Genomic DNA, 24,939 nt, shown 5'->3' with positions numbered 1-24,939 from the left:
GACGTGAGCAGAGGAGGCGGGCGCATGGTGGAGGTCGACGTGCAGGTCGTGATGGGGGGCCTGGTGCTGGTCCTGCTCGTCCTCGCCGTCCTGGCGCGGCGCCGCTCGGCCGACCCGGTGGGGGAGCCGCTGCGCGGGGGCAGGCTGGTGCTCGTGGCCGTCGCCCACCTCGCTCCGCTGCTGACGCTGCCCGTGGTGGTGCCCCTGGTGCTGACGCTGCTCGTGCGACGCGACGTCCGGGTCCGGGCGCGTGTGGCGCGAGCCTTCGACCTGCAGGTCGTCGGGACGCTGCTGGCGTACGCGACGCTCGAGGTGGTCGTGTCGACGCGGACGATCCGCCTCGACGACCTCGTGTGGATCGACGCGATGGTCGGTGCGGTCGGCGTCGTGGTCGTGGCGGCCGGTGTCCTGGCCGTGGTGGGGGCGTGGCGCGGGACCCGGCTGCTCGCGTGGTGGCGTCCGTTGCTGACGCCGGCGTTCGCGCGCACGACGACCCGCCGCGAGAGCGTGCCCGAGGCCACGTCCCGACCCCGGTGAGGGCCCTCGGGCGGGCCCGTAGACTTGGTCCATGAGCGAGGCTGGCATCCCGGAGAAGTTCCAGAGCCTCGGGCTCACCTACGACGACGTCCTGCTGCTGCCGGGCGAGACGGACGTGATCCCGAGCGAGGTCGACACCACGGCGCGCCTGACGCGCGAGATCAGCCTGCGCGTGCCGCTGCTGTCCGCCGCCATGGACACCGTCACCGAGGCGCGCATGGCCATCGCCATGGCCCGCGAGGGCGGCATGGGCGTGCTGCACCGCAACCTCTCGATCGAGGACCAGGCGTACCAGGTCGAGCTCGTCAAGCGCACGCAGACCGGCATGGTGCCGAACCCCGTCACCATCGGCCCGGACGCCACGCTCGAGCAGCTCGACCAGCGCTGCGGCGAGTACCGGGTCTCCGGCCTGCCCGTCGTGGACGCCGAGGACCACCTGCTCGGCATCATCACCAACCGCGACCTGCGCTTCGTCCCGGTCGCCGAGTGGGCCACCCGCACCGTCGGCGAGATCATGACGCCGATGCCGCTCATCACCGGCCCGGTCGGCATCAGCCGCGAGGACGCCTCGGCGCTGCTGCGCCAGCACAAGCGCGAGCGCCTGCCGATCGTCGACGAGGAGGGCCGCCTCGCCGGCCTCATCACGGTCAAGGACTTCGTGAAGTCCGAGCAGTACCCCAACGCCAGCAAGGACGCCCAGGGCCGTCTGCTCGTCGGTGCCGCCGTCGGCTACTTCGGCGACTCCTACGAGCGGGCCAACGCGCTGCGCGAGGCCGGTGTCGACGTGCTCGTCGTCGACACCGCGCACGGCCACGCCGCGCTCCTGCTCGACATGATCCGCAAGCTCAAGGCCGACTCCGCCTTCGACGGCGTCCAGATCATCGGCGGCAACGTCGCCACCCGCGCCGGCGCCCAGGCGCTCGTGGACGCGGGCGTCGACGCGGTCAAGGTCGGCGTCGGACCCGGCTCCATCTGCACCACCCGCGTGGTCGCCGGCGTCGGCGTCCCGCAGGTCTCGGCCGTCTACGAGGCGTCGCTGGCCTGCGAGCCCGCGGGCGTCCCGGTCATCGCCGACGGCGGCCTGCAGCACTCCGGCGACATCGCCAAGGCCCTGGTCGCGGGCGCCGACACGGTCATGGTCGGCTCATTGCTGGCCGGCTGCGAGGAGAGCCCCGGCGAGCTGATCTTCGTCAACGGCAAGCAGTTCAAGAGCTACCGCGGCATGGGCTCCATCGCCGCGATGAGCTCGCGCGGCAAGAAGTCCTACTCCAAGGACCGCTACTTCCAGGCCGACGTCGTCAGCGACGACAAGATCGTCCCCGAGGGCATCGAGGGCCAGGTCGCCTACCGCGGCCCGCTCAGCGCGGTGGCCCACCAGCTCGTCGGCGGCCTGCACCAGTCGATGTTCTACGTCGGCTCGCGCACGCTGCCCGAGCTCAAGGAGCGCGGCCGGTTCGTCCGGATCACGGCGGCCGGTCTCAAGGAGAGCCACCCGCACGACATCCAGATGACCGTCGAGGCTCCCAACTACAGCCGATAGGGTCGCAGCATGGCTGACATCGAGATCGGCGCCGCCAAGCGCAGCCGCCACGCGTACTCCCTGGACGACATCGCGATCGTCCCGAGCCGCCGCACCCGCGACCCGCAGGACGTGTCGACGGCCTGGCAGATCGACGCCTACCGCTTCGAGCTGCCGGTGCTGGCCGCGCCGATGGACTCGGTCATGAGCCCGGCCACGGCGATCGAGCTGGGCCGCCACGGCGGCCTGGGCGTGCTCGACCTCGAGGGCCTGTGGACCCGCTACGAGAACCCCGAGAAGCTGCTCGAGGAGATCGCCGCGGCCGACCCGGTCACCGCCACGCGCCGGCTGCAGGAGATCTACACCGAGCCGATCAAGCCCGAGCTCATCACCGAGCGGCTGCGCGAGGTGCGCGAGGCCGGTGTCACCGTCGCCGGCGCGCTGTCGCCGCAGCGCACCAAGGAGTTCGCCGACGTCGTCGTCGCCGCCGGTGTCGACCTGTTCGTCATCCGCGGCACCACGGTCTCGGCCGAGCACGTCTCGGGCCGCAGCGAGCCGCTGAACCTCAAGCAGTTCATCTACGAGCTGGACGTCCCGGTCATCGTCGGCGGCTGCGCCACGCACCAGGCAGCGCTGCACCTCATGCGCACCGGTGCCGCGGGCGTGCTCGTCGGCTTCGGCGGCGGCGCGGCGCACACCACCCGCTCGGTGCTGGGCGTCGCGGTGCCCATGGCCACCGCGCTGGCCGACGTCGCCGCGGCCCGTCGCGACTACCTCGACGAGTCCGGCGGCCGCTACGTGCACGTCATCGCCGACGGCTCGATCGGCCGCAGCGGCGACATCGCCAAGGCGATCGCCTGCGGTGCCGACGCGGTCATGATCGGCTCGCCGTTCGCCCGCGCCACCGAGGCGCCCGGCCGCGGCTTCCACTGGGGCGCCGAGGCCTGGCACTCGGACCTGCCGCGCGGTGAGCGGGTCGAGATCGGCACCGTCGGCCCGCTGGAGTCGGTGCTGTTCGGTCCCTCGTCCGTGCCCGACGGCACGATGAACCTCATGGGCGCGCTGCGCCGGGCCATGGCCACGACCGGCTACACGGAGCTCAAGGAGTTCCAGCGGGTCGAGGTCGTCGTCGCCTGAGCGGCCGACCATGAGCGAGCCCGTGCGCCTGGAGCACGTCGACTACGAGCACCCCGACGCGGTGCTGCTCCGCGCGGAGCAGTACGCGTTCGGCAACGCGCTCTACGCCGACCACCCGGCCTCGGCCAACCGGTCGGGCTCGGAGGGCATGGACCCGGCGAGCATCGTGCACACCGTCGTGGCCTACCTGGGCGACGAGCCGGTCGGCCACGTCTGCCTGCGCCGCATGGACGGCCCGATGGACGGCGAGCTGGAGCTCAAGCGGATGTTCGTCCGCGAGGGGCACCGTGGCGCCGGCATCGCCGACGCGCTCCTGGACGACGTCGAGCAGGCGGCGCGGGCCACCGGCGCGCCGCGCGTGGTCATCCACACCGGTGACCGGCAGGTCGCCGCGCTCCGGTTCTACGAGCGGCACGGCTACACGCCCATCGACGTCTACTGGCCCTACCAGGACGTCACCTACTCGCTGTGCTTCGAGAAGCGGCTGTGAGCGAGCGGACCGAGTGAGCGAGCGGCTCCGCGTCGCGGCGGCCCAGCTCGTCTCGGTGCCCGGCGACGTGGCGACCAACGTCGCGTCCGCCGTGCGGGCCGTCGAGCAGGCCGCGGCCGACGACGCCCGGCTGCTCGTGCTGCCCGAGCTGTTCCTGACCGGCTACGTCATGCCGCCGCCCATCGTCGAGCCGGACGATTCCGCGCTGGTGCCGCTCGACGACGCCGCCACGGCCGCCGGGCTGCTGGTGCTCGCGGGCGCGGCCGTGCCGACGCCGGAGGGGCGGCGGCTCAGCCTGCTGTCGTTCGGCGGAGGAGTGCGCCGGGTCTACGACAAGCAGCACCTGGTCGAGGGTGAGCAGCCGCACTTCGTCCCCGGCGACCACGGCGTCGCCCTGGACGTCGACGGCTGGCCGGTCGGGCTGAGCGTCTGCTACGACGGCTCGTTCCCCGAGCACGCCCGCGCCGCCGCCCAGGCCGGGGCGCTGCTGTACGTCAACGCGATGGCGTTCTTCGCCGGAAGCGAGCACCGCCGCGACCTCTACTACCGCTCCCGCGCCCTCGACAACGGCATGTACGTGCTCACCGCCGGCCTGGTCGGCCGCTGCGGCGACGCCGAGTTCAACGGCGGCGCCGCGGTGCACGACCCCGAGGGACGCACGATCGTCTCCGCGCCCGCCGGGTCGGAGGCGGTGGTCGTGGCCGAGCTCGACCGACGAGTCGTCGAGTCGACTCGAGCGGCGCACCCCATGCTCGCGGACGTCCGCGACCTCGGCGACGTGGTGCGGCTCGCCGCGGGCTGAGTCGTCCGGTCCGGCTCCCGGTGTCAGCGGCTCAGCGGACCGTCATGTCGTAGGTGACCCACGCGGTCCGGGACGCCACCCGGTCGTAGACGGCCTGCGCGCGGTGGTTGTCGTCGGCGGTGATCCACCGCACGACCGACCAGCCTCGCCGATCGGCCAGGGACCGGACCCCGTCCAGCAGGGCGTCGACCACGCCGGTGCCGCGAGCCTCCGGGTGGACGAACAGGTCGTCCAGCCACCCGCCGATCGAGCCGTCGAGCGGACGCGCGAAGGCGCGCACGTGGGCCAGTCCGACCAGCTCGCCGTCCCGCTCGGCCACGAGCGCCTCGACCTCGTGCGCGGGGTCGGTGATCCACTCCCACACCCGAGCGAGGTCGACCCCGTCCTGCTCGTAGAAGGCGGCATAGCCGGCGTAGAGCGCGCGCCACGCCTGCTCGTCGTCCGACCGGGCCGCACGGACCCGGACCGCGCTCACGAGGCCACCGCCTGGCGACCGGCGGTGGGGTGCGCGGTCGCGGCGGCGTGGTCGGTGGTGATGGATCCCATGGCTCTCCCGGGTGCTCGGTGGCCCCGAAGGTAGCGTGCCCGACCCGCGCGCCAGCGCGCCGTCTCGTCGTGCGGGCGCCCGACCTCGCCCGTAGCGTCGCGAGGGTGACCCAGCCTCCCGCCTCGACGTTCGACGTCACCGTGAACGGCACCCCGCACGCGCTGACCGTCGACAACCGCACGTCCCTGCTCGACCTGCTGCGCGAGCGGCTGCGGCTGACCGGCACCAAGAAGGGGTGCGACCACGGCCAGTGCGGCGCCTGCACGGTGCTCGTGGACGGCCGCCGCACCAACGCCTGCCTGACCCTGGCCGTCACCCTCGACGGCCGTGAGGTCACGACGGTGGAGGGTCTCGCCGACGGCGACGACCTGCACCCCGTGCAGCAGGCCTTCCTCGACCACGACGCGTTCCAGTGCGGCTACTGCACGCCCGGGCAGATCTGCTCGGCCGTCGGGGCGCTGGACGAGCTGGCGCAGGGCTGGCCGAGCCACGTCACCGAGGACCTGACCGGCGAGGTGGAGCCCTCGGCCGAGGAGGTGCGCGAGCGCATGAGCGGCAACCTGTGCCGCTGCGGTGCCTACGCGCACATCGTCACCGCGGTGCAGGAGGCGGCGCGATGAGGGCCTTCGACTACGTCCGGCCCGAGTCCGCTGACGAGGCGCTCGCGCTCCTGGCCGAGCCGGGGACGTCCGCGTTGGCCGGCGGCACGAACCTGGTCGACCTCATGCGGCTGGGCGTCGCGCGGCCCGAGCGGGTCGTGGACGTCGACCGCCTGGGCTCGACCGAGGTCGTGGAGCGCGACGGCTCGCTGTGGCTCGGGGCCGGGGTGCGCAACAGCGACCTGGCCGCCCACCCGGTCGTCCGGGAGCGGCTCCCCGCGCTGTCGCGGGCGCTGCTCGCGGCGGCGTCCGGCCAGCTGCGCAACCGGGCCAGCACCGGCGGCAACCTGCTGCAGCGCACCCGGTGCGTCTACTTCATGGACCCGACCAAGCCGTGCAACAAGCGCGAGCCCGGCACCGGGTGCCCCGCGGTCGAGGGCCTCTCGCGCGACCTGGCCGTGCTCGGTCACTCCGAGCACTGCATCGCCACCCACCCCGGCGACATGTCGGTCGCGCTGGTGGCGCTGGACGCGGTCGTCCACGTACGCACCGCCGACGGTGAGCTGGCGATTCCCGCGGCCGACTTCCACCGGCTGCCCGGCGACGAGCCGCACCGCGACACCAAGCTGCCGCCCGGCGCGCTGGTCACCGCGGTCGAGGTGCCGCTGACCCCGCTGGCCGAGCGGTCGACCTACCGCAAGGCGCGCGACCGCCGCTCGTTCGCCTTCGGGCTCGTGACCGTGGCCGCAGCCCTGACCGTCGAGGACGGGGTCGTCGACGACGTCCGGCTCGTGCTCGGCTCGGTGGCCCACAAGCCGTGGCGGGCGACCGTCGCCGAGGACGCGATCCGCGGCCGGACGGCGTCCGGCTCGGTCTTCGACGACGCCGTGCGGGCCGAGCTCGCCGCCGCGCGGCCCACGGACCAGAACGCGTTCAAGGTGGAGCTCGCCCGGCGGCTGTCGGTCGCCACGCTGCACGAGCTGGCGGGAGGACAGGCATGAGCGTGCTGGGCCACGACCACGTCCGGGTCGACGGACGCGACAAGGTCACCGGCGTCGCCCGCTACGCCGTCGAGAAGCGTCCCGACGACGCCCTGCACGCGTGGGCGGTGCGCGCGACCGTGCCACGCGGACGCGTGGTGTCGGTGGACGCCGAGTCGGCGCTGGCCGTCCCCGGCGTCGTCGAGGTGCTCACCTGGCGCAACGCCCCGCGGCTGCAGGACGCCGGCGACGACGAGCTGCAGGTGCTGCAGGACGACCGGGTGGCCTACCGCGGCCAGGTCGTCGCGCTCGTCGTGGCCGAGACCCTCGAGGTCGCCCGCGAGACGGCCGCGACCCTCGACGTCCGGTACGAGACCGAGCCGCACGACGTCGGTCTGACCATCGACCACCCCGGGCTGTACGCGCCCGAGCAGGCCAACGCCGGGGCCGACACCGACAGCGCCCGCGGCGACGTCGAGGAAGGGCTCGCGTCGTCGGCGCACGTCGTGGAGGCCGTGTACGAGACCCCGGCGCTGTTCAACAACCCGATGGAGCCGCACGCCACCGTCGCGTGGTGGGAGGACGGCGCGCTCCGCATGGTCGACTCGACGCAGGGCACCACCCCGACGGCGCAGACCATGGCCACCCTGTTCGGCCTCGACGAGCCGCAGGTGCGCGTGACGGCCGAGCACGTCGGCGGCGGCTTCGGGTCCAAGGGCGAGCCGAAGGCCAACCCCGTGCTCGCCGCGCTGGCCGCGAAGGCGGTCGGCCGGCCGGTCGCCCTGGCCTGGACGCGGCAGATGATGTTCGGCCTGGCCGGCTACCGCACGCCGACGATCTCGCGGGTCCGGCTCGGCGCGGACGCCGACGGCCGGCTGGAGGCGATCTCGCACGAGGCGTTCTCGCAGACGTCCCGGCTGAAGGAGTTCACCGAGCAGACCGCGGAGTACGTGCGGCACATGTACGGCTCGCGCACGGCGCTGACCACGCACCGGGTCACCCAGCTGGACGTCCACACCCCGAGCTGGATGCGGGCGCCGGGGGAGTGCCCCGGCGCGTACGCGATCGAGTCCGCGCTGGACGAGCTCGCGCACGCCGCGGGCGTCGACCCGGTCGAGCTGCGCCGCCGCAACGAGCCCGAGGTCGACCCCGAGACCGGGGCGCCCTACTCGAGCCGCCAGCTGATGGAGTGCCACGACCGCGCCGCCGAGCTGTTCGGCTGGGCCGGACGCGACCCGCGCCCGGGCGTGCGCCGTGACGGCCACTGGCTGGTCGGCACCGGCGTGGCGTCCAGCTCGTACCCGGCCATGGCCGCTCCCTCCGGCGCCCGGGTCACGGCGCGGCCCGACGGCACGTTCCGGGTGGGGGTCAACGCCACCGACATCGGCACCGGCGCCCGCACCGTGATGCTGCAGGTGGCCGCCGAGGAGCTGAAGGTCGAGCCCGAGCGGGTCCACGTGCACATCGCCGACAGCGACCTGCCGCACGGCGCGGTGGCCGGCGGCTCGTCCGGCTCGGCGTCGTGGGGCTGGGCGGTGGCGAAGGCCTGCCGTGCCCTGCGCTCGCGGATGGCGACCGAGCGCGTCCCCGACGACGGCCTCGAGGTCGTCGTCGACACCAGCGAGGACCTGCAGGGCCGGGCCCAGCTGGCCCGGTTCGCCTACGGCGCGCAGATGGTCGAGGCCCGCGTGGACGTCCGCACCGGCGAGGTCGTCGTGCCGCGCTCGGTGGGCGTCTTCGCCGCGGGACGCATCCTGAACCCGCGCACCGCCCGGTCGCAGCTCCTCGGCGGCATGACCATGGGCCTGTCGATGGCGCTGCACGAGGAGGGCCTGCTCGACGAGCGCTTCGGCGGCTGGGCCAACCACGACCTGGCCACGTACCACGTGGCGGCCAACGCAGACGTCGGCGACGTGACGATCGAGTGGCTGCCCGAGGACGACGGCGAGCTCGGCCCGCTCAAGGCGAAGGGCATCGGTGAGATCGGCATCGTCGGTGCGGCCGCGGCGGTCGCCAACGCGGTGTGGCACGCGACCGGCGTGCGGGTGCGCAGCCTGCCGATCCAGCCCGACAAGCTGCTCGACCGCCTGCCCGGCTGACGGGTCGTCGTCAGCCGTCCTCGCGCAGCCACGGGGTCGAGGTCAGCCCGACGAGCAGGCCGTCGGCCGCCTGGAGCCGGGCCACCTCCTGACCCCACGGCTCGACCCGCGCGCCGTGGACGAGACGGTGCCCGGCGGCCTCGAGCTCGGCCGCCGCGGCGGAGACGTCGTCGACCTCCAGCTCGAGCGTGGCCTGCGGCACCGGATGCGAGTCCGGCCACGTCGGCGACCCGAAGCACGACCGGGCCGCGTCGGCCAGGGGCCACACGCCGAGGTGCTTGGCGCCCGGGACCTCCTGGGAGTACACGTAGGCCGAGTCCTCCGCGGCCGGCGTCAGCGGGAGGCCGAGGGCCTCGGTGAAGAGGGTGCGGTCGGCCGCGGGCTCGGACGTGATGACGCTGAAGCCGGCGACGAAGAGGATCTGCATCCCCGCAGCATGGCGGGAGCCGGTGACAGGCCGCTCAGCCGCTGTGGCGGACGACCATGAGCGCGACGTCGTCGTCGTTCGCGCTCGGCAGCAGCTCGGTCAGCAGGACGTTCGCCAGCGCGTCGACCGAGAGGTGCTGGTGCTCGCCCAGCACGTGGCCGAGCAGCGCGATGCCCTCGTCGATGTCCTGGCCGCGGCGCTCCACGAGCCCGTCGGTGTACATGACGAGCGTGCTGCCGGGCGGGACCGGCGTCGTGCGCTCCGTGCGCCGGGCGTCGGCGTCGATGCCCAGCAGGACGTCCGGGTGCGCCTCGCCCAGCACGTCGACCTGCCCGTCGGAGGTCACCACGAGCGGCGGCGGGTGGCCGGCGTTCGACCAGCGCAGCAGCAGGTCGCCGTCCGGGCCGTCCTCGAGCCGGGCCACGACGACCGTCGCGGTCGTGGTGAGGCCGAGCTTCTGCATGACCCGGTCGGTGCGGCGCAGCACGTCGGCCGGCCCGTCGACGCCGTCCGCGCCCATCGCACGGACGAGCGTGCGGACCTTGCCCATCGCCGCGGCGGCGGCGATGTCGTGGCCCACCACGTCGCCGATGACCAGGGTGAGCGTCTCCTCGTCCTGGCGGAAGCCGTCGTACCAGTCGCCGCCGACCTGGGCGACGCGGGCCGCGGGCACGTAGCGGACGGCCACGTCGAGCCCTGGCAACGGCGGTGGGGCGGTGAGCAGCGAGCGCTGCAGCTCCTCGGCGAGTCCGCGCTGCTCGCGGTACAGCCGGGAGTTCTCCAGCGCCACGGCGGCGTGCGCGGCGATCTCCTCGGCGATCTGCAGCGCCGAGCCCTGCAGCGGCTCGCGTCCCGGGCCGTTGGCCAGGGTCAGCATGCCGACGACGCGCTCACGGGCCACGAGCGGCAGGACCGCCATCGACTCGGCGCCCAGCGCCCCGACCAGCTCGTGCGCCTCGCCCGGCGCGAGGTGGCGCTGCACGTGCTCGGTGGCGCCGACGGGGATCAGCTGGCGCTGCTCGAGCAGGTAGGCCTGGGCCAGCGGGGAGCGGTCGTCCAGCGCCGGGATGCGGGTCGTGGCGTAGCGCTGCAGCACCTCGCGCGCCGCCGGGTCGTGGTGCCACGTGCCCACGTCGCGCAGGTGGCGTCGCCAGCCCGGCCGGTCGGACGGCACGTCGTCGACGACCGTGACCAACGACCAGTCGGCCAGCACCGGGACGGTCAGCCGCGCGAGCAGCGCCACCGACTCCTCGCCGTCCAGCGTGCCGTTGAGGGCGGCGGTGACGTCGGCGAGCAGCTCGGCGCGGCGGGCGGCCTCCAGCACGTCCGCCTCCGCCCGGCGGCGCGTCGTGACGTCCAGGAAGTAGACGGCGAGCGAGCCGGGCGACGGGCTGGCGCGGACGTCGTACCAGGCGTCCAGGGGAGCGGGGTAGTACGCGTCGAAGCTCACCGGCTCGCCGGTCTCGACCGCGCGGCGGTAGTGCTGCTCGAACGGCGAGTCGACGGCGGCGGGGAACAGGTCCCACACCACGGCACCGAGCAGCTCCTCGCGGCACCGGCCCAGCACCCGTTCGGCCTCGAGGTTGACGTACGTGAACCGCCAGTCGTCGTCGAGCGAGAAGAACGCGGTCGGCAGCGTCTCGAGCATCCGGCTCAGCTGGGCCCGCTCCTGCTGGCGCTCGGTGAAGTCCAGCGCCGCGCCGAGGAAGTGCGCGGGGCGACCGTCGGGGCCGACCGCGACCTGGCCGCGGGCCGAGATCCAGCGGACGCCCCGGCCGGGCGCGTCGACGCGGTACTCGGCCTCGAACGGCGCGAGGGACTCGACGGCCGCGTCGACCGCGCGGGCCAGGCGGTCGCGGTCCTCGGGGTGGACGAAGGCGTAGAAGGCGTCCATGGTCGCCTCGGCGACGTCGCCGAAGCCGAAGATCTCGCGCAGCGTGGCGTCCCAGGTGAGCCGTCCGGTGGCCAGCTCCCAGTCGAAGGTGCCGATGCCGGCGGACTCCACGGCGAGCTGGTCGACCCGGCGACGGACGTCCGCGGGGGAGCCCACCACCGCACTGTCGTCGACCACCTGCCACCTGCTTCCCAGGGGAGAAAGGACGGGCAGGGGCCCGCGCAGTGCCATTCTGTCGCACGGCCACCTGCCGGTCACCCATGCCATGTGACACCGTCGATGTCATGATGGGCGCATGAGCGGCACGCACAGCTTCGACCACGACGTGGTCGTCATCGGTTCAGGGTTCGGTGGCAGCGTCGCGGCGCTGCGCCTGGTCGAGAAGGGGTACTCGGTCGCGGTGCTCGAGGCCGGCCGCCGGTTCCGCGACGAGGACTTCGCCAAGAGCTCGTGGAGCCTGCGCGACTTCCTGTGGGCGCCGGCCGTCGGCTGCTTCGGCATCCAGCGCATCGACCGGCTCCGCGACGTCCTCATCCTGTCCGGTGCGGGCGTCGGCGGCGGTTCGCTCGTCTACGCCAACACGCTCTACGAGCCGCTCGAGGCGTTCTACCGCGACCCGGCGTGGGGCCACATCACCGACTGGCGCGAGGAGCTGGCTCCCTACTACGACCAGGCCAAGCGGATGCTCGGCGTCTCGGTGTACCCGCGCACGTCCCCGGCCGACGTCGTCATGCAGAAGGTCGCGAAGGACATGGGGGTCGCCGACAGCTTCCACTTCGCCCCGGTCGGCGTGACGTTCGGCGACCCCGGCGCGTCCGTGGACGACCCGTACTTCGGCGGGGTGGGCCCGCAGCGCAACGCCTGCCTGCACTGCGGCGAGTGCATGACCGGCTGCCGGCACAACGCCAAGAACACGCTGGTGAAGAACTACCTGTTCCTGGCCGAGCAGGCCGGTGCGCAGGTGCACGCGATGACCAAGGTGACGTCGGTGACCCCGCTGCCCGGCGGCGGCTACGAGATCGTCACCAGGCGCACCGGACGTCCGTGGGCCGGCGAGCAGCGGATCACCGCCGAGCAGGTCGTCCTGGCCGCGTCCAGCCTGGGCACCCAGCGCCTGCTGCACCGGATGAAGGACGACGGCCGCCTGCCCCACGTCTCGCCGCGGCTGGGCATGCTGACGCGCACCAACTCCGAGGCGCTGCTCGGCGCGATCGCGCACGAGGCCGACGTCGACTACACCGAGGGCGTCGCGATCACGTCGTCCATCCATCCCGACGAGCACACCCACGTGGAGCCGGTGCGGTACGGCCGCGGCTCGAACGCGATGTCGCTGCTGCAGACCGTGCTGACCGACGGCAGCGGCCCGGTGGCGCGCTGGCGGGTGTGGCTGCGCGAGCTGTGGAGCCAGCGTCGCAACATCCGCCGGCTGTACGACTTCAAGCACTGGAGTGAGCGCACGATCATCGCGCTGGTCATGCAGACGCACGACAACTCGATCACGACCTACACGAAGCGGGGTCTGCTCGGCCGGCGCCGGCTGACGTCCAAGCAGGGCCACGGGGCGCCCAACCCGTCGTTCATCGCCGAGGGCCACGAGGCGGTGCAGCGCATGGCGCACCACATGGGTGGCACCGCCGGCGGCACGATCGGCGAGCCGTTCGACGTCCCGATGACGGCGCACTTCATGGGCGGCTGCACGATCGGCGACTCGCCCGAGACCGGCGTCGTCGACCCGTACCAGCGGCTCTACGGCCACCCGGGCCTGCACGTCGTGGACGGCTCGACGGTCACCGCCAACCTGGGCGTCAACCCGTCGCTGACGATCACCGCCCAGGCCGAGCGGGCGTTGGCGATGTGGCCGAACCGCGGCGAGCCCGACACCCGCCCCCCGCTCGGCTCGGCCTACCGCCGCGTCGAGCCCGTGGCGCCCAAGAACCCCGTCGTCCCCGTCGACGCCCCCGCCGCCCTCCGCCTCCCCATCGTCGACGTCACGTAGGGGTTTCGTTGTCGGTTTCCCTGGGGCCCCAGGGAAACCGACAAACCCGTGGGATGCATCGCCGGGTTCTGGAGGGATGTCCGGGATCTAGGCCGGCGTCGAGTACCAGGCGCGAGATCGTTCGAGCGCCAGCCGGATGCGTTCGGCCGTCGCGCCGGCGCGAGTGGGCTCGAGGTCGTGCCACGTCCATCGCGTCATTCCCAGCCCGGTCTCGCGGATCCGGTCCTCCCGGGACTTCTCGGCGACGAGCGTCGTCACCGGGTCCGACGACCACGGGGCACGACGGCCGTACTTCACCAGCCCGTCGAACTCGCCGACGTGATGCCAGTCGAGCCACGCCATGTCCACGATCCCCGCCAGGCCACGAGAGTCCCGGACCTCGTGCTGGCACTGCGGGCGCGGCAGCCGATGACGCCAGCAGAGGTACAGGCTCCGGGCCTCGCCCGCACTGTGGCAGCCCGCGTCGGCCAGGCTGAGACCGAGCCGCGCTCCTCGGATGCCCTTGTGTCGCGCGAGCCGTTCGACCGCGCTCAGCAGGGCATCGTCCGTCAGCCCCCGGCGCAGCGCTGCTGAGGCAGTCACGACTGTCCCCTCGACCGTCGCCGCGCAGGCCGTCTCGACGACGGCACGCGGGGCTCTGACCACCGGGACCCCGCGAACGACGACGATGTCCGCCTCGTCGAGGACTCCCTCGTGGTGGACCACACCGGCCTCGACGCGTCCGTGCGGTTGCCCGGTGGACGTCACGTGCACCGTCGTGAGGTCGGTGCCGAACAGGTCGAGACCGTGCACGGCGGCCGCCGAGGCGTGGCTGAGCACGTAGCCAGGACCTAGTCGGGCGAGCGTGGCCACCGAGAGCATCGCGAGACGGTCGGCTGGCGAGGCCGCGCGCCACCTCGGCGCGCCGACGTACGTCCCGTGCCGGGCGCGGACCAGCTGCCCTGCACGGACCGCCTGTCGCAGCGAGCGGTCGTGCCATCCGAGCGCGAGCGCCTCGCGACGCAGGACGTAGCCCTGGTGCCCCAGCAGGTCGAACAGATCGTCCATGCCGTGACTCTGGCGGGAGCGACCGGAGCCGTTTGTGCCCCGCCGCGGAGCTGTGGAGCGGCCGGATGACGTCCTGTGCTGGGGATGGAAACAGCAGAACCCGGGGAAACCTGCAGATCCCCTGGAAACTTCCACGGGGTTTGTCGGTTTCCCTGGGGCCCAGGGAAACCGACAGGTCCACAGGACCCCCCCCACCGCGCAGCAGAGCCCGGCCGGGAGGGAGGTCTCGGACCGGGCTCTGCAGGGCATCCGGACGGGGCCGGGTGCCTGATCCAACGGGAGGGAGAGGTTGTCAGATCACTTCGTCCAACGACCGGGCTCGCGGCGCGGTTACGGCCGCCGTCGGAGAAGTTCGGCCCCGATAGACTGCCCCGGTGACCGCGCAGACAGACCACGACCTCGTCCTCGTCGTCGACTTCGGTGCCCAGTACGCCCAGCTGATCGCGCGCCGCGTGCGCGAGGCGAACGTGTACTCCGAGATCGTCCCGCACACCATGTCGGCCGACGAGATGCTCGCCCGGAAGCCCGCGGCGATCATCCTGTCCGGCGGCCCGTCGTCGGTCTACGAGCCGGGCGCCCCGCAGCTGGACGCGCGCCTGGTCGACGGCACCGTCCCCGCGTTCGGCATCTGCTACGGCTTCCAGGCCATGGCCCAGGCGCTCGGCGGCACGGTCGCGCACAGCGGCCAGCGCGAGTTCGGCCGCACGCCGGTCGAGGTCATCGAGCCCGGCGTCCTGCTCGGTGCCGTGCCCACCGCGCTGACGTCGTGGATGTCGCACGGTGACGAGGTCGTCGCCGCGCCCGAGGGCTTCACCGTCAACGCCCGCTCGCCGCGCGCCACGGTCGCCGCGTTCGAGCACCTCGGCCGCAAGATCGCCGGCGTCCAGTGGCATCCCGAGGTCATGCACTCCGAGCACGGCCAGAAGATCCTCGAGCACTTCCTGGTCGACATCGCCGGCTGCCGCCAGACCTGGACGAGCGCCAACATCGTCGAGGAGCAGGTCGAGCGCATCCGCGAGCAGGTCGGCGACGCCCGGGTCATCTCGGCCCTGTCCGGCGGCGTCGACTCGGCCGTCTCGACCGCGCTCGTGCAGCGGGCGATCGGCGACCAGCTGACCGCCGTCTTCGTCGACCACGGCCTGCTGCGCAAGGGCGAGGCCGAGCAGGTCGAGCAGGACTACGTCGCGGCCACCGGCGTCGACCTCAAGGTCGTCGATGCCGCCGACCAGTTCCTCGGCTTCCTGGAGGGCGTCAGCGACCCCGAGCAGAAGCGCAAGATCATCGGCCGCGAGTTCATCCGCGTGTTCGAGCAGGCGGAGCGCGAGGTGCTCGCCACCCCCGGCGCGCCGGTGAAGTTCCTGGTCCAGGGCACGCTCTACCCGGACGTCGTGGAGTCCGGCGGCGGCGAGGGCGCGGCCAACATCAAGAGCCACCACAACGTCGGCGGCCTGCCGGACGACCTGCAGTTCAGCCTCATCGAGCCGCTGCGCACCCTGTTCAAGGACGAGGTGCGCGAGGTCGGCCGCCAGCTCGGCATCCCCGAGGCGATCGTCGGCCGGCACCCGTTCCCGGGCCCGGGCCTGGCCATCCGCATCGTCGGCGCCGTGGACGCCGAGCGGCTGCGCATCCTGCGCGAGGCCGACGCGATCGTCCGCGAGGAGACCACGAAGGCCGGCCTCGACGGCGAGATCTGGCAGTTCCCGGTCGTGCTGCTCGCGGACGTCCGCTCGGTCGGCGTCCAGGGCGACGGCCGCACCTACGGCCACCCGGTCGTGCTGCGCCCGGTCTCCAGCGAGGACGCGATGACGGCCGACTGGAGCCGCCTGCCCTACGAGGTGCTGGAGCGGATCTCCACCCGCATCACCAACGAGGTCGACGAGGTCAACCGCGTCGTGCTCGACGTGACCAGCAAGCCGCCGGGAACCATCGAGTGGGAGTGAGCGCGGCCTAGGCGCCCTCGGGCGCCGGGGCCGCGAACCGGGCGATGCCGTCCAGGTAGCGAGTCCCGGACTCCACGAGCGTGACGGTCGAGTACGGGAAGCGGTCCGTCCGCTCGTCCCACCGCCCGTCGGTGCTGACGAAGTGCAGCGTGAAGTCCGTGGCGCCGAGCTCGCCGAGGTGCCCGACCCACATGGCCGAGTCGTCGTGCTCGTCGTAGAAGCCCACGATGGGGGCCAGGTGGGACGCCTGCTCGAGCGCGTCGCGGGTGCGGGTCTCGGCGCGCAGGTCGATCCGACGGGGCGCGTGGCCCATCGCGGACAGCGCCCGCAGCACGTAGTCGGTGTCGCGGTCCTTGCGCACCTGGGTGACGTGCTTGGTGCGGACGAGCGCCACCCCGTCGGGGTAGATGCGGTCGGCCAGCTGCTCGACCGCGACCCACCGCGAGGACAGGCCGACGACCAGCCCGTACAGGTCGCCGTCGTCGAGGTCGTCGCGCTCGATCCGGACGACGTGGCCGTCCTCGAGCGCGATCTGCAGACGGTCCAGGACCCGGCGGCGCGACGTCTTCACGTGCGCCAGTCTGGCAGCGTCAGTCGTCGCCGCGCTGGTAGACGTCCGGGATGCCGTCGGCGTCGTCGTCGCGGGCCTCCTCGGCGGCGATCCGGGCGTAGTGCTTGTCGCGGACGCGCAGCAGCAGCGTCGCCCCGATGACCGACAGCAGGGTGCCGGCCAGCACGCCGAGCTTGGCCTCCTCGCCCAGCAGCGTCCCCGGCCCGTAGGCGAGCTCGCCGATGAGCAGCGACACGGTGAAGCCGATGCCGCCGAGCATCGCCAGGCCCACGACGTCGATCCAGGCCAGGCCGTCGCCGAGCTTCGCGCGGGTGAACGTCGCCAGCAGCCACGTGGTGAGGGTGATGCCGATCGTCTTGCCGACGAGCAGGCCGAGCATGACGCCGAGCGCGACCGGGGTGCTGAGCGCGTCGAGCGCGTCCGACGGCGACCCGACGGCCACGCCGGCGGCGAAGAACGCGAACACCGGCACGGCGAAGCCGGACGAGAACGGACGCGCGAGGTGCTCGAGGTGCTCGGCCATGCCGGGCCCGTCGCCGCCGTCGCGGCGCAGCACCGGCACGGTGAACGCGAGCAGCACGCCGGCGACGGTGGCGTGGACGCCGGACGCGTGCACGAGCGCCCAGGTGAGGGCGCCGAGCGGCAGCAGCAGCCACAGGTTGTGCACGCGACGCTGCACGAGCACGCCGTAGATCGCGAGCGGCACGAGCGCCAGCGCCAGCCACTGCAGGTGCAGCTCGGACGTGTAGAAGACGGCGATGACGCAGATGGCCAGCAGGTCGTCCACGACGGCCAGCGTGAGCAGGAAGGTGCGCAGCGCGGTCGGCAGGTGGCTGCCCACGACCGCGAGGACGGCGAGCGCGAACGCGATGTCGGTCGCCGTGGGGATCGCCCAGCCCTCCGTCGCGCCGCCCCAGTTGAGCGCCACGAACACGAGCGCCGGCACGACCATGCCACCGACCGCGGCCACGACCGGCAGCACGGCCCGGCCCGGGTCGCGCAGGTCGCCGGCGACGAACTCGCGCTTGAGCTCCAGCCCGGCGACGAAGAAGAACACCGCCAGCAGGCCGTCCGCCGCCCAGGTGCCGAGGGTGAGGTCGAGGTGCAGGGCGTGCGGTCCGACGACGGTGTCGCGCAGGGACTCGTACGCGTCGCCGAGGACGTTCGCGCAGACCAGGCCGAGCAGGCCGGCGCCGATCAGCAGGAACCCGCCGACGGTCTCGGTGCGCAGGACGTCGGCGATGCGACGGGCCTCGGGCCAGGTGCCGGGGGAGAAGATCTGGGGGGTGCGGGCCACGGGTGGCTCCTTCAGGGGTCGGCGACGAGATGCCGACCAGACTTCCCGGCTCACCGGGGTCCACCCTATCGAGCCGCCGCTAGCCTGCACGGGTGCCTCCCGACGACCCTTGCCCCTGCGGCTCCGGCCGCGCGTACGGCGACTGCTGCGGGCCGCTGCACGCCCGGACGCGCCTGGCCGCGACGCCCGAGGAGCTCATGCGCTCGCGCTACTCGGCGTTCGCGCTGGGCCACGAGGACCACCTGCTCGCGACCTGGCACCCGCGCACGCGTCCGGCCGACGCCGCTCCTGACCCGGCCCTGCGCTGGACCGGCCTGGTCGTCCACGCCGCCACGGGTGGGCCGGACGACGACACCGGCATGGTCGAGTTCACCGCGTCCTTCGCGGCGCCGGACGGTCCGGGCACGATGCACGAGGTGAGCCGGTTCGAGCGCCGCGGCGGCCGCTGGTTCTACCTCGACGGTCAGGTGTCCTGAGCCGAGGGGCCGCGCGCGTGGTCGAATGACCCCATGCCCGTCCTCGCGCTCGGCGCCCCCAACGCGGCCGCGGCCGACGCCGGCGAGCAGGTCGCCCGCGCCGGCGGCTCGTCCGTCGACGCCGCCATCGCCGCCGCCCTCGTCGCCATGGTCAACGAGGTCGGTCTCGTCTCGCCGAGCGCCGGCGCGTTCCTGACCGTCCAGCCGCCCGACGGCTCGCCGGCCGTCACCGTCGACGGCTGGATGGACATGCCCGGCCGCGGCACCGACCGGCGCGGCTCCGGCACGTGGGACATCACCACCGACTACGGCGGCGGAGTCACCATCACCGTCGGGGCCGGCTCGGTGGCCACCCACGGCGCGCTGGCCGCGTTCGGCGAGGCGCACGCCCGCTGGGGGCGCGTGCCGTGGGCCGAGCTGGTCACGCCCGCCGTCGACGTCGCCCGGCGCGGCTTCCGGCTCGGCGCCGCGTCGCGCTTCTACCTCGAGCACGTCCAGCACGACGTCTACGGCTGGGACGAGACCAGCGCGGGCCTGCTGGCCGGCGCCGGTGGCGGGCTCGTGGCCGACGACATCCGCATGCCCGACCTGGCCGACGCGCTCGAGCGGGTCGCCGCGAACGGGCCCGACGAGCTCACCACCGGCGACACCGGTCGGGCGATCAGCGCGGACGTGATGGAGCGCGGCGGCCTGCTGACCGTCGAGGACCTCGCCGCCTACCGTCCGGTCGTCCGCGAGGCGCTGCGCACCCGCGTCGGCGACTGGGTGCTGGCCACCAACCCGCCGCCGTCGGTCGGCGGCGTCTGCGTCGCGGCCATGCTCGCGCTGCTCGACGGACGTCCGCACGGCGCCTGGACGCCGGACGACGTCGCGCACATCGTCCGCGTGCAGCGGGCCGTGCTGGGCCACCGGCTGGACGTGCTGGAGCACGCGCCCGACCTCGCCGAGGCCGCCCGGGCCTACCTGGAGCAGGTCGACGTCGCGGGCACCGCGCTGCTGGAGTCGGGATCCACCGCCCAGTTCTCGGCGGTGGACGACCAGGGTGGCGCCTGCTCGCTGACCGTCTCGTCAGGCTACGGGTCGGGCATGGTCGCCCGCGGCACGGGCATCTGGCTGAACAACTGCCTGGGCGAGCAGGAGCTGAACCCGCGCGGCCTGCACGGCCTGGAGCCGGGCACACGGCTGCTGTCGAACATGGCCCCGACGGTCGGCCGGCACGCCGATGGCGGCGTCCTGGCCATCGGCTCACCCGGTGCGGACCGCATCACCACCGCGATCGTGCAGGTGCTGGCCGGGTTCGCCAACGGCGGCCTGGACCTGCCCGCGGCCATCGGCCACCCGCGCGTGCACGTCCACCGGGCCGGGCGTCCGGAGGAGGACGTCAAGCACGAGGGCTTCGCGTCGATGTACTTCGGCGGGGTGATCGCCGCCCAACGAGCCGGTGACGGGTCGATGAACGCCGCCGCCGACCCGCGCCGAGAAGGTGCCGTCCGCGTGGTGGAGCGTGTTCACTAGGGACGTGAGCACCCGCGACTCCCTGGGAGCGGCCCCCGTGGTCATCGCCCACCGGGGCATCCCCGGCTTCCGGCTCGAGCACACCCGGCCGTCCTACGAGCTCGCGATCGCCGAGGGCTGCGACTACATCGAGCCCGACGTCGTCGCCACGCGCGACGGACACCTGGTGGTGCGCCACGAGAACGAGATCAGCATCTCCACGGACGTCGCCGCGCACCCCGAGTTCGCCGCGCGGCGAACCACGAAGTGGGTCGACGGCCTGCCGATGTCGGGCTGGTTCACCGAGGACTTCACGCTCGCCGAGCTCAAGACGCTCACCGTCCGTGAACGGCTGCCGCACCTGCGCCCGCAGAACGTGTCGCTGGCCGGGCAGCAGCGGATCCTCACCTTCGACGAGGTGCTGGACGTCGCCGAGCAGGCCACCGCGTCGCTCGGACGTCCGATCGGGGTCTATGTCGAGACCAAGCACCCGACGTACTTCGCCCGGCTCGGGCTCGACCTGGACGACCTGCTGGTCGAGGTCCTGGAGCGTCGCGGCGTCAACGTGCCGGGCCACCACGTGGTGGTGCAGTCGATGGAGACGGCCAACCTGCGCAGTCTGCGCGGACGCACCCCGCTGCCGCTGATCCAGCTCATGGACCGCCAGGGCGCCCCGTACGACCTGGTGGCGGCCGGCGACCCGCGCACCTACGCCGACCTGGAGTCGGCCCGCGAGCTGGCCCGCATCGCCGACTACGCCGACGGCATCGGACCGAACAAGTCCCAGGTGGTGGCCCGTGACGCCAAGCAGCGCCTGACGCAGGAGACCGGGCTCGTCGCCCGGGCCCACGCCGCCGGCCTGCTCGTGCACGTGTGGACGATGCGCGACGAGAACAACTTCCTGCCGCGCGACCACCGGCTCGGCCGCGACAAGGCGGCGCACGGCGACGCGGTGGCCGAGTACCTGCGGTTCTTCGACGCGGGCGTCGACGGCGTCTTCTCCGACTTCACGCCGACCGCGGTGCGGGCCCGTCAGGCCTGGCGCACTACGCAGCGGGAGGGTAGCCGCTCCACGTGGACGGAGCCGGCTTGGGCATGATCGCCCACGCCACCAGGTAGGCGATCGCGACGGACCCGGCGCCAAGCACCGTGGTCACCGCCACGACCAGGCGCACCAGGTTGGCGTCGATGCCGGTGTACTCGGCCAGGCCGCCGCACACGCCGGCGAGCCACTTGTCGTCACTGCTGCGGGTGAGCTTCTTGCTCATCGCGGTCTCCTTCGGGGGTGGTGGGGAACGTGCGGGTGGGCTCGTGGCCGTCGCCGGGCTCGACGTCCGTGACGTCCTGCGGCGCGGGCTCGTCGAGCGCGTCGCCGGGGCGATCGGCATCCGTCACCGGGCCGGTCGTCTCCGGGCCTCGGCCGGGCCACGAGCGCCAGGCGGTGGCCGCGATGCCGACGATGCCGAGCACGATCAGGGTGATCGCGACGGCCAGGCCGGCCTGGTCGGAGTCCAGCAGGTCGTGCTCCCAGCGCGCCCAGCCGAGCAGGACGAGCGCCAGCAGCAGCGCGACGGTGAAGGTGCCCCAGCGGGGCGGGTGGATGTTCATCGGGTCTCCACGAGGATGCGGCCGAGGTCGTGCTCGACGTCGAGGGTCAGGACGGGCCCGCCGGGCGTGCCCACCGGGGCGACGGCTCGCTCGCGGGTGTCGACCACGAGGTCGACCTCCGTGCCGTCGGCCGAGCGCTGCAGGACGTCCAGCTGACCGGCCTGAACGGACGACTCGACCCGGACGGGCAGGCCCGCCGGCACCACGACGCGGGTCTCGCCGAAGCCGGTGTCGATGCTGACGGTGCGACCGAGCAGCGCCTGCGGGTCGCGCACCTGGGTCAGGTCGAGCTCGAACGCGCCCATGCCGTGCTCGTACTCGGCGTCGACCCCCGAGGCCAGGACCGGGCGGAGCTCCTGCGCGCCCCAGCGTGCGTCGGGGGCGACCGTCCCCGCGATGAGCACCAGGCCGAGCACCAGCCCGAGCGGCACGAGGAGGCCGGCGTGGCCGGCGACCGTGCCCACCAGCAGGGCGACGGTGACGACGCCGAGGGCGACGGCGACGTAGGTCGTCCACGCGTCGGCTCCGGCGAGGTACGCCACGGCGAGCGCGATGGCGCCGATCGACAGCGTCAGGACCGGCAGGGCCTTCGACCGGCGCTCGCGGGGAGGCAGGGGCGGCCGCGGCGGGACGGGCGGCTGCACCGCGGTCGGGGCGCCGGGCGTCGGTGGCACGTGGCCGGCCGGTGCGCCCGGCTGGGGGCCGTAGGTCGTGGTGGCGAACGGAGCGGCGGCAGGACCGTAGGCGGTGCCCGGGGTGCCGGGGGGCACGGGGCCCGCGCCGGGGGTGCCCGGAGGGGGTGCCCAGCCTGCGGCGGTGCGACGGTCCTGGCGCCGCGACCGGACAGCCAGGATCACCAGCACGACCACCAGGACCGGCAGCACCGGCCAGCCTCCGTTGTTGCCCCAGCCGTCCCAGGCGGCGTCGCCGAGCGCCGACAACGCGGCCACGACGGCGGCGACGGTCAGGGCGATCGTCCGCACCTGCAGCTCGTTGCGGCCCAGGTTGAACCAGTCCGCGGCCACGCTGCGCTCGGCGTCGTCGGACGGGACGAAGATCCAGGCGGCGACGTAGAGGATGAGTCCCGCGCCGCCGACGATCGTCAGCACGGCGACGGCCACGCGGACGACGACGGGGTCGATGCCCAGGTGGCGGGCGACGCCGGCGCAGGCGCCGGCGACCATGCGGTCGTCGCTGCTGCGTCGCATGTCGGCGATCGTGCGCAGGCGCCCGGGCTCGAAGCCGGTGTCGGGCGCCGGCTGCTGCGGCGGGGGAGTCGTGTCGGTCATGGTCACCATCCTGGCCGGGCGAGGCCGTCCGGACATCGGGCACGACCCTGGAACCGTCCCGGGGATGCTCGGGGGTCGTCGGGGGCCCACCCCGTGGCGCCGTCGGGTGCCTGCGTGTGATGCTCGGGACGTGACGATCCACGACACCCCGACCGCCCACCGGCGTGCCTTCCGGCCGGCCGAGGGACGCCTGCTCGGCGGCGTCGCGGCCGGGCTGGCCGAGCACCTCGGCGTGCCGGTCGTGTGGGTGCGCGCCGGGTTCGTCGTCGCCACCTGGTTCAACGGGGCCGGCGTCCTGGCCTACCTGCTGCTGTGGTGGTTCCTGCCCGTGCGCGAGCGCGAGCTGTCGCCCGGGCTGGCCGCTGCCACGCGCCGCGGCGCCCGCACCGACGGGTCGCGCGGCCGCCCGGTCCGAGAGGTCGTCCAGACGCTCGCGCTGTGCGCCGTCGGCCTGGGCGTGCTCATCATCCTCGGGCACCTCCGCGGCGGCGTGGAGCCGCGCTACCTGGCCCCGATCCTGCTCGCCGGCGTGGGCGTCGTCGTGGTCTGGCGCCAGCTCGACGAGTCCTCCCAGGACCGGACGCTGTGGCGCGACCGCGGCCCCGCCGCCATCCTGCGCACCGCGGTCGGCCTGCTGCTGGTCGTGCTCGCCGGGGTCTTCCTGCTCAACGAGGGCGGCCTGGGGTCGCTCATCGACGTCGCCGCCGCCACGCTCATCGCGCTCGTCGGGCTCGGGCTGGTGCTCGGCCCTTGGATCGCCCGACTCTCGTCGGAGCTGGCCAGCGAGCGGCGCGAGCGCGTACGCACCCAGGAGCGGGCCGACGTCGCCGCCCACCTGCACGACTCGGTGCTGCAGACGCTCGCCCTGCTGCAGAAGAACGCGTCCGACCCGGCCGCCGTCGCCACGCTCGCCCGCCAGCAGGAGCGCGAGCTCCGCTCGTGGCTGTACGGCGAGCAGGCCGAGCACGGCGTCTCGCTCGCCGCCGGCATCCGGGCGGCCGCCGCCGAGGTCGAGACCGCGCACCACGTGCGGGTCGACGTCATCGCCGTCGGCGACGCCCCCGCCGACGCGGACGTGGCCGCGCTGGTGCGCGCCGCCCGTGAGGCCATGGTGAACGCCGCCAAGCACGCTCAGGTCGATCGCGTCGACGTCTACGTCGAGGTGTCGGCCAAGGCGGCCGAGGTCTTCGTGCGCGACCGCGGCGTCGGGTTCGACCCCGCGTCGGTCGCGGCCGACCGGATGGGCCTGCGCGGCTCGATCCGCGGGAGGATGGAACGTCACGGAGGCACCGCGGACGTCCGCTCCGCCCCCGGGGAGGGCACCGAGGTGCGGCTGTGCCTGCCGCTGCACCGGTCCGAGGAAGGGAACCCGTCATGAGCCTGCGCGTCGCGATCGTCGACGACCACGCGATGTTCCGCACCGGCGTCCGGGCGGAGGTGGACCACGACGTCGAGGTGGTGGCCGAGGCCGAGGACGTCGACACCGCGGTCGAGGCGATCATCCGCACCCTGCCCGACGTGGTGCTGCTGGACGTCCACATGCCCGGCGGCGGCGGCCTGGAGGTCATCCGCCGCGTCCACCCCCGTCATCTCGAGGTCAAGTTCCTCGCGCTGTCGGTGAGCGACGCCGCCGAGGACGTCATCGGCATCATTCGCGCCGGGGCGCGCGGCTACGTCACCAAGAACATCTCCGGCCCCGAGCTCGTCGACGCCATCCGGCGGGTGGCGTCCGGCGACGCGGTGTTCAGCCCCCGCCTGGCCGGGTTCGTGCTGGACGCGTTCGCCGGCACCATCGAGGTCGCCCAGGTCGACGAGGACCTGGACCGGCTCACCGAGCGCGAGCGCGAGGTGATGCGCCTCATCGCCCGCGGCTACGCCTACAAGGAGGTGGCCAAGGAGCTGTTCATCTCGGTGAAGACGGTCGAGACCCACGTCTCCAGCGTCTTGCGCAAGCTGCAGCTCTCCAGCCGCCACGAGCTCACCCGCTGGGCCAACGAGCGCCGCCTGATCTAGCCGCCGTCCGCCGGCCGAGCCGCTCCCCGCTGGCTGAGCTTGTCGGAGCCCCTTCGACAGGCTCAGGGAGCGGGGGTCGCAGCTCAGGGAGCGGGGACGGGCAGGCGCACGCGCAGGAAGCGCGGGCGGTACAGCGACGGGTCCTGGTCGACCAGCCCGACCTTCGTGGTGTTGCGG

24 protein-coding genes are annotated in these 24,939 nt (G+C 73.7%); 15 read left to right on the top strand and 9 right to left on the bottom strand.

Annotation, left to right across the window (positions count from 1 at the left end; genetic code table 11):
* Positions 1-24: 24 nt before the first annotated feature.
* Genes HGAM_RS00830 through HGAM_RS00810 form a run of 5 tightly spaced genes read left to right on the top strand, consistent with a single transcriptional unit; the run spans position 25 to position 4,485 of the window.
* Positions 25-537: a hypothetical protein gene (locus HGAM_RS00830; protein ID WP_019143573.1), complete on the top strand. Its 513-nt coding sequence runs from the start codon at positions 25-27 to the stop codon at positions 535-537.
* 31 nt (positions 538-568) lie between these two features.
* On the top strand, positions 569-2,077 hold the full coding sequence (guaB, locus tag HGAM_RS00825; protein WP_019143572.1) for an IMP dehydrogenase: 1,509 nt from the start codon (positions 569-571) through the stop codon (positions 2,075-2,077).
* Positions 2,078-2,086: 9 nt separating this feature from the next.
* Positions 2,087-3,193, top strand: a complete 1,107-nt coding sequence (locus tag HGAM_RS00820; RefSeq protein ID WP_019143571.1) for a GuaB3 family IMP dehydrogenase-related protein — start codon at positions 2,087-2,089, stop codon at positions 3,191-3,193.
* A 10-nt stretch (positions 3,194-3,203) separates the two neighbouring features.
* Positions 3,204-3,683, top strand: coding sequence for a GNAT family N-acetyltransferase (locus HGAM_RS00815; protein ID WP_019143570.1), 480 nt, complete (start codon positions 3,204-3,206; stop codon positions 3,681-3,683).
* 13 nt (positions 3,684-3,696) lie between these two features.
* Positions 3,697-4,485: a carbon-nitrogen hydrolase family protein gene (locus HGAM_RS00810; RefSeq protein WP_019143569.1), complete on the top strand. Its 789-nt coding sequence runs from the start codon at positions 3,697-3,699 to the stop codon at positions 4,483-4,485.
* 31 nt (positions 4,486-4,516) lie between these two features.
* On the opposite strand, the gene HGAM_RS00805 is transcribed toward HGAM_RS00810, so the two are convergent.
* Positions 4,517-4,960, bottom strand: a complete 444-nt coding sequence (locus HGAM_RS00805; protein ID WP_019143568.1) for a GNAT family N-acetyltransferase — start codon at positions 4,958-4,960, stop codon at positions 4,517-4,519.
* A gap of 176 nt (positions 4,961-5,136) precedes the next feature.
* Here HGAM_RS00805 and HGAM_RS00800 point away from each other — a divergent pair, with 176 nt between their 5' ends.
* Genes HGAM_RS00800 through HGAM_RS00790 form a run of 3 tightly spaced genes read left to right on the top strand, consistent with a single transcriptional unit; the run spans position 5,137 to position 8,710 of the window.
* Entirely contained in the window at positions 5,137-5,652 is a 516-nt protein-coding gene (locus HGAM_RS00800) for a 2Fe-2S iron-sulfur cluster-binding protein (RefSeq protein WP_019143567.1), read from the top strand.
* The gene (locus tag HGAM_RS00795; protein WP_019143566.1) at positions 5,649-6,632 is read left to right on the top strand and encodes an FAD binding domain-containing protein; all 984 of its coding nucleotides are present in this window, start codon (positions 5,649-5,651) and stop codon (positions 6,630-6,632) included. The genes HGAM_RS00800 and HGAM_RS00795 overlap by 4 nt, the downstream gene beginning before the upstream one ends.
* Positions 6,629-8,710, top strand: coding sequence for a xanthine dehydrogenase family protein molybdopterin-binding subunit (locus tag HGAM_RS00790; protein WP_019143565.1), 2,082 nt, complete (start codon positions 6,629-6,631; stop codon positions 8,708-8,710). The genes HGAM_RS00795 and HGAM_RS00790 overlap by 4 nt, the downstream gene beginning before the upstream one ends.
* A 10-nt stretch (positions 8,711-8,720) precedes the next feature.
* On the opposite strand, the gene HGAM_RS00785 is transcribed toward HGAM_RS00790, so the two are convergent.
* Both HGAM_RS00785 and HGAM_RS17070 read right to left on the bottom strand, forming a co-directional pair.
* Positions 8,721-9,137 (bottom strand): VOC family protein, encoded by a 417-nt coding sequence (locus HGAM_RS00785; RefSeq protein ID WP_019143564.1) that lies wholly within the window; start codon positions 9,135-9,137, stop codon positions 8,721-8,723.
* A 34-nt stretch (positions 9,138-9,171) separates the two neighbouring features.
* Positions 9,172-11,208, bottom strand: coding sequence for a SpoIIE family protein phosphatase (locus HGAM_RS17070; RefSeq protein WP_019143563.1), 2,037 nt, complete (start codon positions 11,206-11,208; stop codon positions 9,172-9,174).
* 118 nt (positions 11,209-11,326) lie between these two features.
* On the opposite strand from HGAM_RS17070, the gene HGAM_RS00775 reads away from it, so the two are divergent.
* Positions 11,327-13,027, top strand: coding sequence for a GMC oxidoreductase (locus tag HGAM_RS00775; RefSeq protein WP_019143562.1), 1,701 nt, complete (start codon positions 11,327-11,329; stop codon positions 13,025-13,027).
* 87 nt (positions 13,028-13,114) lie between these two features.
* On the opposite strand, the gene HGAM_RS00770 is transcribed toward HGAM_RS00775, so the two are convergent.
* On the bottom strand, positions 13,115-14,209 hold the full coding sequence (locus HGAM_RS00770; protein ID WP_172636409.1) for a type IV toxin-antitoxin system AbiEi family antitoxin domain-containing protein: 1,095 nt from the start codon (positions 14,207-14,209) through the stop codon (positions 13,115-13,117).
* Between the two features lie 239 nt (positions 14,210-14,448).
* Here HGAM_RS00770 and guaA point away from each other — a divergent pair, with 239 nt between their 5' ends.
* Positions 14,449-16,014: a glutamine-hydrolyzing GMP synthase gene (gene guaA, locus HGAM_RS00765; RefSeq protein ID WP_019143560.1), complete on the top strand. Its 1,566-nt coding sequence runs from the start codon at positions 14,449-14,451 to the stop codon at positions 16,012-16,014.
* A gap of 7 nt (positions 16,015-16,021) precedes the next feature.
* Here guaA and HGAM_RS00760 read toward each other — a convergent pair whose 3' ends face one another.
* Both HGAM_RS00760 and nhaA read right to left on the bottom strand, forming a co-directional pair.
* Positions 16,022-16,585: a hypothetical protein gene (locus tag HGAM_RS00760; protein WP_019143559.1), complete on the bottom strand. Its 564-nt coding sequence runs from the start codon at positions 16,583-16,585 to the stop codon at positions 16,022-16,024.
* 19 nt (positions 16,586-16,604) lie between these two features.
* Positions 16,605-17,882: a Na+/H+ antiporter NhaA gene (nhaA, locus tag HGAM_RS00755; protein ID WP_019143558.1), complete on the bottom strand. Its 1,278-nt coding sequence runs from the start codon at positions 17,880-17,882 to the stop codon at positions 16,605-16,607.
* Between the two features lie 92 nt (positions 17,883-17,974).
* Between nhaA and HGAM_RS00750 the strand changes: the two genes are divergently transcribed.
* From HGAM_RS00750 to HGAM_RS17065, 3 genes are read left to right on the top strand one after another with little or no spacing between them, the layout of a single operon-like run.
* Positions 17,975-18,358: a YchJ family protein gene (locus HGAM_RS00750; RefSeq protein WP_019143557.1), complete on the top strand. Its 384-nt coding sequence runs from the start codon at positions 17,975-17,977 to the stop codon at positions 18,356-18,358.
* Positions 18,359-18,391: 33 nt separating this feature from the next.
* Entirely contained in the window at positions 18,392-19,873 is a 1,482-nt protein-coding gene (locus tag HGAM_RS00745; RefSeq protein ID WP_019143556.1) for a gamma-glutamyltransferase, read from the top strand.
* Positions 19,874-19,877: 4 nt separating this feature from the next.
* Positions 19,878-20,951 carry a glycerophosphodiester phosphodiesterase family protein gene (locus HGAM_RS17065; RefSeq protein WP_019143555.1) on the top strand — a complete coding sequence of 358 codons (1,074 nt, stop codon included), beginning with the start codon at positions 19,878-19,880 and terminating at the stop codon, positions 20,949-20,951.
* Here HGAM_RS17065 and HGAM_RS00735 read toward each other — a convergent pair.
* Genes HGAM_RS00735 through HGAM_RS00725 form a run of 3 tightly spaced genes read right to left on the bottom strand, consistent with a single transcriptional unit; the run spans position 20,899 to position 22,749 of the window.
* Entirely contained in the window at positions 20,899-21,120 is a 222-nt protein-coding gene (locus tag HGAM_RS00735) for a PspC domain-containing protein (protein WP_019143554.1), read from the bottom strand. The genes HGAM_RS17065 and HGAM_RS00735 overlap by 53 nt on opposite strands.
* A complete protein-coding gene (locus tag HGAM_RS20195; protein WP_019143553.1) occupies positions 21,092-21,460 on the bottom strand; it encodes a hypothetical protein in 369 nt (122 codons plus the stop codon). The genes HGAM_RS00735 and HGAM_RS20195 overlap by 29 nt, the downstream gene beginning before the upstream one ends.
* The gene (locus HGAM_RS00725) at positions 21,457-22,749 is read right to left on the bottom strand and encodes a PspC domain-containing protein (RefSeq protein WP_019143552.1); all 1,293 of its coding nucleotides are present in this window, start codon (positions 22,747-22,749) and stop codon (positions 21,457-21,459) included. The genes HGAM_RS20195 and HGAM_RS00725 overlap by 4 nt, the downstream gene beginning before the upstream one ends.
* A 130-nt stretch (positions 22,750-22,879) precedes the next feature.
* Here HGAM_RS00725 and HGAM_RS00720 point away from each other — a divergent pair, with 130 nt between their 5' ends.
* Together HGAM_RS00720 and HGAM_RS00715 are read left to right on the top strand one after the other, a co-directional pair.
* Positions 22,880-24,127 carry an ATP-binding protein gene (locus HGAM_RS00720; RefSeq protein ID WP_019143551.1) on the top strand — a complete coding sequence of 416 codons (1,248 nt, stop codon included), beginning with the start codon at positions 22,880-22,882 and terminating at the stop codon, positions 24,125-24,127.
* Positions 24,124-24,762, top strand: coding sequence for a response regulator (locus tag HGAM_RS00715; RefSeq protein WP_019143550.1), 639 nt, complete (start codon positions 24,124-24,126; stop codon positions 24,760-24,762). The genes HGAM_RS00720 and HGAM_RS00715 overlap by 4 nt, the downstream gene beginning before the upstream one ends.
* Positions 24,763-24,939 lie beyond the last annotated feature (177 nt).

The sequence above is a fragment of the Aeromicrobium massiliense JC14 genome, from assembly GCF_000312105.1.
Lineage (GTDB): Bacteria > Actinomycetota > Actinomycetes > Propionibacteriales > Nocardioidaceae > Aeromicrobium > Aeromicrobium massiliense.
The sequence above is the reverse complement of the archived record's forward strand: the minus strand, read 5'-3'. Positions and strand labels throughout refer to the sequence as shown.